Annotated in this window: 7 protein-coding genes; 3 read left to right on the top strand and 4 right to left on the bottom strand. The window is 27.6% G+C overall.

All coding sequences use genetic code 11. From position 1 onward, the window contains the following. Positions 1–163 precede the first annotated feature (163 nt). Positions 164–385 (top strand): small, acid-soluble spore protein, alpha/beta type, encoded by a 222-nt coding sequence (locus ACTHW2_RS04475; protein WP_442262602.1) that lies wholly within the window; start codon positions 164–166, stop codon positions 383–385. Between the two features lie 51 nt (positions 386–436). Here the strand turns inward: ACTHW2_RS04475 and ACTHW2_RS04470 are convergent, their stop codons facing one another. The 3 genes from ACTHW2_RS04470 to ACTHW2_RS04460 all read right to left on the bottom strand — a co-directional run bounded on the left by ACTHW2_RS04470 (position 437) and on the right by ACTHW2_RS04460 (position 2033). After that, positions 437–922 carry a ferritin gene (locus tag ACTHW2_RS04470; protein WP_442262600.1) on the bottom strand — a complete coding sequence of 162 codons (486 nt, stop codon included), beginning with the start codon at positions 920–922 and terminating at the stop codon, positions 437–439. 65 nt (positions 923–987) lie between these two features. Continuing rightward, complete coding sequence (locus ACTHW2_RS04465; RefSeq protein WP_442262598.1) at positions 988–1737, bottom strand: L,D-transpeptidase family protein; 750 nt, start codon at positions 1735–1737, stop codon at positions 988–990. 11 nt (positions 1738–1748) lie between these two features. Continuing rightward, positions 1749–2033, bottom strand: coding sequence for a hypothetical protein (locus ACTHW2_RS04460; protein WP_442262596.1), 285 nt, complete (start codon positions 2031–2033; stop codon positions 1749–1751). A gap of 138 nt (positions 2034–2171) precedes the next feature. On the opposite strand from ACTHW2_RS04460, the gene ACTHW2_RS04455 reads away from it, so the two are divergent. Next, the gene (locus ACTHW2_RS04455) at positions 2172–2849 is read left to right on the top strand and encodes a Crp/Fnr family transcriptional regulator (RefSeq protein ID WP_442262594.1); all 678 of its coding nucleotides are present in this window, start codon (positions 2172–2174) and stop codon (positions 2847–2849) included. Between the two features lie 258 nt (positions 2850–3107). Beyond that, positions 3108–3536 carry a universal stress protein gene (locus ACTHW2_RS04450; RefSeq protein WP_442262592.1) on the top strand — a complete coding sequence of 143 codons (429 nt, stop codon included), beginning with the start codon at positions 3108–3110 and terminating at the stop codon, positions 3534–3536. 118 nt (positions 3537–3654) lie between these two features. Here the strand turns inward: ACTHW2_RS04450 and ACTHW2_RS04445 are convergent, their stop codons facing one another. Continuing rightward, positions 3655–4680, bottom strand: coding sequence for a YeiH family protein (locus ACTHW2_RS04445; RefSeq protein ID WP_442262590.1), 1026 nt, complete (start codon positions 4678–4680; stop codon positions 3655–3657). Positions 4681–4754: the final 74 nt, after the last annotated feature.

Below are 4754 nucleotides of genomic sequence, written 5' to 3'. Positions count from 1 at the left end.
CTTTTATTATTAAAGATAATAATTTATTTTTTAAAGGCTTAAAATCATGAGAGTTATAATTTTCTATAAATTCCTTTATTTGCATGATTATTTTAAATTTCTTTACACATAATACTACCATAGCAAAAAAATTAACAAATAAAATTTAGGAGGAGAGATATATATGCAAAACAATAATACTAATAGTAATAAACTTGTAGTTCCAGAGGCAAAGGCAGCTCTTGATCAAATGAAACTTGAGATCGCAAATGAATTAGGGTTACAAAATTATGAATCAATAGATAAAGGTAACTTAACTGCTAGACAAAATGGTTATGTTGGTGGATATATGACTAAAAACTTAGTTAAAATGGCACAACAAAATATGGGTAGAACAGGTAAATAACCATACAAATAAAAAATGCTTGAAGACTAGTCTTCAAGCATTTTTTTATATTTATCTTGCACTTAATTGTTTATCTAGTTGATAAAGTCCATTAAAGTTTCCTTTTATTCTTTCTAGTTTGGATATGATAGCTTTCATACTAGCTTCTTCTTCTACTTGTTCTTCTACAAACCATTGTAGGAACTGCATTGTAGGATAGTCCTTTTCTTCTATAGCCATATCTAGTAGATCATTTATTTTAGAAGTAACTAACTCTTCATGAGATAGTGCCTCTTGAAATACTTCTAAAAATGAACTATAGTCATTTTTAGGCTCTTCCATAGCTTGCATCTTAACTCTTCCATCAATATCATTTATAAATTCGTAAAATTTCATAGCATGTTCATATTCTTCTTTTGATTGTTCGTGTAAAAAATGAGACATTCCTTCCATATCTTCAGCTGAACAATATGAAGCCATAGCCATATAGTAATACCCTGATAGTAACTCAAAATTAAATTGATCATTTAAAGCTTTTAACATTTTTTCTGATGCCATTTTTATTCCTCCTATTTTCACTTTGCTTCCTAATATTTATTACCCAAGTAGTTTTTTCATAAACATTAATCCATTAATATTATTCCCATCTTTTCATAAATTTCTTCATCTATCCTATCTGTCAATTTTAAATTTTTATCTTTTAAAAATTCAATAATTGATTTTTTCATAGATTCCCCATATATCCCATCAATCTCTCCTAAATAAAAACCTAATTGAGTTAATCTTTTTTGAACTTCTAAAACATCAGAGCCTCTATCTCCTGGCTGTAGGGTCCTAAATCCATCACCAAATGGTCCATATTGACCATTTGTTATAAGGACATTTGTACTTAAAGGTATCTTATCGTATATCTCTTCTATATCAGCATTTCTCATTCGAATACACCCTGCAGATACATTCGAGCCTATAGATCCCGGTTTATTTGTACCATGTATTCCATATATACCCCAGGGCACATTTAAGCCAAGCCATCTGGTTCCAAAGCCTTCACCCCAATGTGCCTTACCTATTATTTGAAAAGTTCCAAGTGGTGTGGGTGATCTTTCTTTTCCAGATGCAATTGTATAAGTAGATATAGTATTTTTAGTCTCTTTATCTATAAGAGTTAATTTTTTTTGAGCTATCTCTATTAAAATTACTACATTTGAACTTTCATTTTTTTCTTCTATAATGTTTGAAATTGTGTTTTCCTTATCTTCATTTATGTTTCTTAAAATTATATAGAATAATGTTATTATTAATATTACAGTTAATATGATAATAAGATGTTTTTCTGTTTTTTTCAATATTTCCTTACAATTTAAGCCTTTCATAAATCTCCCCCTTATTTCATGGGATCATATAGTTCATATATACTATATATATCTATGTTGGCCTCCATTAATGCCTTAATTATCTTGGGAATATCTTTTTCTTTCATTAATATTTCCACACCATTGTATTTATATATAATATTTTCTTTAGATAGGAAATCAACTTTATGAAGAGTATCAATAAGATGTTCCTGCGCATATCTAATTTGTGTATCATCTACTAAAAAAAATATTCTTTTTTCTTCTGTTTTAAAATCCGTAGTATCTATTCTATTTATGAGAAGTATCTTATTCATCATCCTACCCCTTCCATATGGTACATATTATTAATTTACCCATAAAAAATTTAATTAAAACAAATCAATGCTTTTATAATTGTATAAAAATTTTAATTATGATAATCTTATAATACATATTAATAAAGAGGTGAGTTTTTGAAAAAACACTTGAAGAGTTTATCTAAATGTATTTTATTTAAAGATATAGAAGAAGTTAAGATAGAAGAAATTTTAAACTCTATGACCTATAATATTAGTACTTATGAAAAAGATAGTATTATAGCTATAGAAGGTGATGATTGTAACAGTCTAGGTATAATTTTAGAAGGAAATATAGAAATCCATAAATCTTTTCCCTCTGGAAAAGTTGTTACTATAAATCATTTTAGTGCAGGGAATATCTTTGGTGAAGCTTTAGTTTTTTCTGGAACCCATGTCTATCCTGCTACAATTTTATCCAGTAGCACTTCTAAAATAATGTATTTAAAGAGAGATACAATTACAAAACTTATGACAATTGATGAAAGAATTATAAATAATTTTATGGGAGTATTATCAAACAGGATACTAATGTTAAATGATAGAATTTCTAATCTCAGTCTTGATACTTTAAGAAAAAAAATATCAAATATAATTCTTAAGCAATATAAAAAACAAAAATCCTTAAAGATTATACTTCCCTATAGTAGAAAAAAAATGGCCCAACTCCTTAATATTCCTAGGCCTTCTTTATCTAGAGAACTTATAAACATGCAAGATGAAGAACTTATAAATTTTAATAAAAACAATATCACAATATTGAATTTAAAGAAAATAGAAGAGTCTTTGTTATAAATAAATTAAATAAAGGCCTTTCTAATATTGAAATATAATAAAACAGAAAAATAATAATTAATAAAATAAATACACTTATATACTAATTTAAAAAGTGCTATAACAGTTCAAGGATAAATATATCAAATCTTAGCGATCTATTTTATAGTAGATATCGTGTATTATCTTGGTATAATATTTTAAAAATACTATAAAAGGGTAATATATCTATGATACTTTCAATTAATAAATTGTAATCTAATATGTGGGGTGTATAAAATGAAAAGAATATTAGTAACTACAGATGGTTCTGAAACTGCTAAAAAGGCATTGCTTGAAGCTAAAGGTCTTGCAGAAGCTCTAAATGCAAAGTTGGATATAATAAATGTAGTTAAGGAAAAAATTATAAATCCTTATTCTACATTGGATCAAACTACTACACAAAAAGCTATTGAACATTTTAAGAAAACAGGATATCAAATTTTGGAAGATTCCTTAAAGCTCTTTAATGATTTTGATGGAGAAGTAAACACTAAACTTAAAGCAGGAGATCCTGCCGATGCAATAATAAATGAAGTAGAAAAAGAGAGTTATGATCTTGTAATTATGGGGAGTAGAGGTCTTAGTACCTTTTCAAGAGCAATGCTAGGAAGTGTCTCCCACAAGGTTTTAAATCATGTAGAAGTAAATGTATTGATAGTTAAATAGATTTTTGCTTCATCAACTAAAAAACGCTAATCCTCGAAGATTAGTGTTTTTTAGTTAACCAAATATGGATTGATATTATAAATACTAAAACTATTGCTTGTATCCATATAATAGAATATTAAATTTGTCCCATCATCATTTGTACCCCAAATGATACCAATACTACTAAAAGTGATATCAAAAATCCATGCACCATAGGTAAAAAACCTGATTTAGAAACTTCTTTAAAATTTGTATTAAGTCCTATAGCTCCAAGTGCCATTATCATAGAAAATTTACTTAAAGATGATATATTTGCACTTAAACCATCTGATATAAAGCCCATACTTCTAATACCTACAATTCCTAAGAAAAGTATTATAAACCATGGAAATATCTTTTTAATATTTATTTTTTCTTGTGACTTTATATTGCCAGCTTTTATATTTTTTTTATCTTTTATTCTCTCATTTATATAAGAAAATATAAGTACTACAGGAACTATAGAAAGTGTCCTAGTAAGTTTTACTATTAAAGAAAAGTTACCTGCAGCATCAGAAAAAGCATATCCTGCTGCTACCACTGAAGAGGTATCATTTACTGCAGTTCCAGCCCATAGTCCAAAACCTAAATCACTCATTCCAAAATATTTCCCTGCTAATGGAAAAAGTACTACCATTATTATATCAAATAAAAATGTTGCTGAAATTGAATAAGCTATATCCTTTGTCTCAGCTTCTATAGTAGGAGCTATAGCGGCTATTGCAGATCCTCCACATATACCTGTTCCAGCTGATATTAGACTTGATAGCTTCCAATTGATATTAAATAATTTACCTAAATAATATCCTCCTCCAAAGGCAGTAGCCAATGTAAACATCATTACAAATAAAGAATATTTGCCAACCTGTAAAACTTGTGTAAAGCTAAGTGTTGCTCCCATTAATATAATTGCAATCTTTAGAACACCTTTAGAAGTAAATTTTACTCCTTTTTTTAAAATAGTATACTTACTCGTAAAAGGATTTAAAACCATCCCTATAAGTAAAGAAAACACCCCTGGACTAATAAGTCCCTTTGGTATAAATGAGCTAATATATATCGCTAACAATGATAGTAAAATTGTTAAAATTATTCCTGGCGTATATCGTTTTGTTAAGTTCATTTTTTCCTCCTATTAATTATTATATTATAGCTCGTTGCAGAACTCTACAACTCGCATATTTACTACGTTTATTT

Origin of the sequence: Tissierella sp. (assembly GCF_052089545.1) — a bacterium.
GTDB lineage: Bacteria > Bacillota > Clostridia > Tissierellales > Tissierellaceae > Tissierella_A.
The sequence above is the reverse complement of the archived record's forward strand: the minus strand, read 5'-3'. Positions and strand labels throughout refer to the sequence as shown.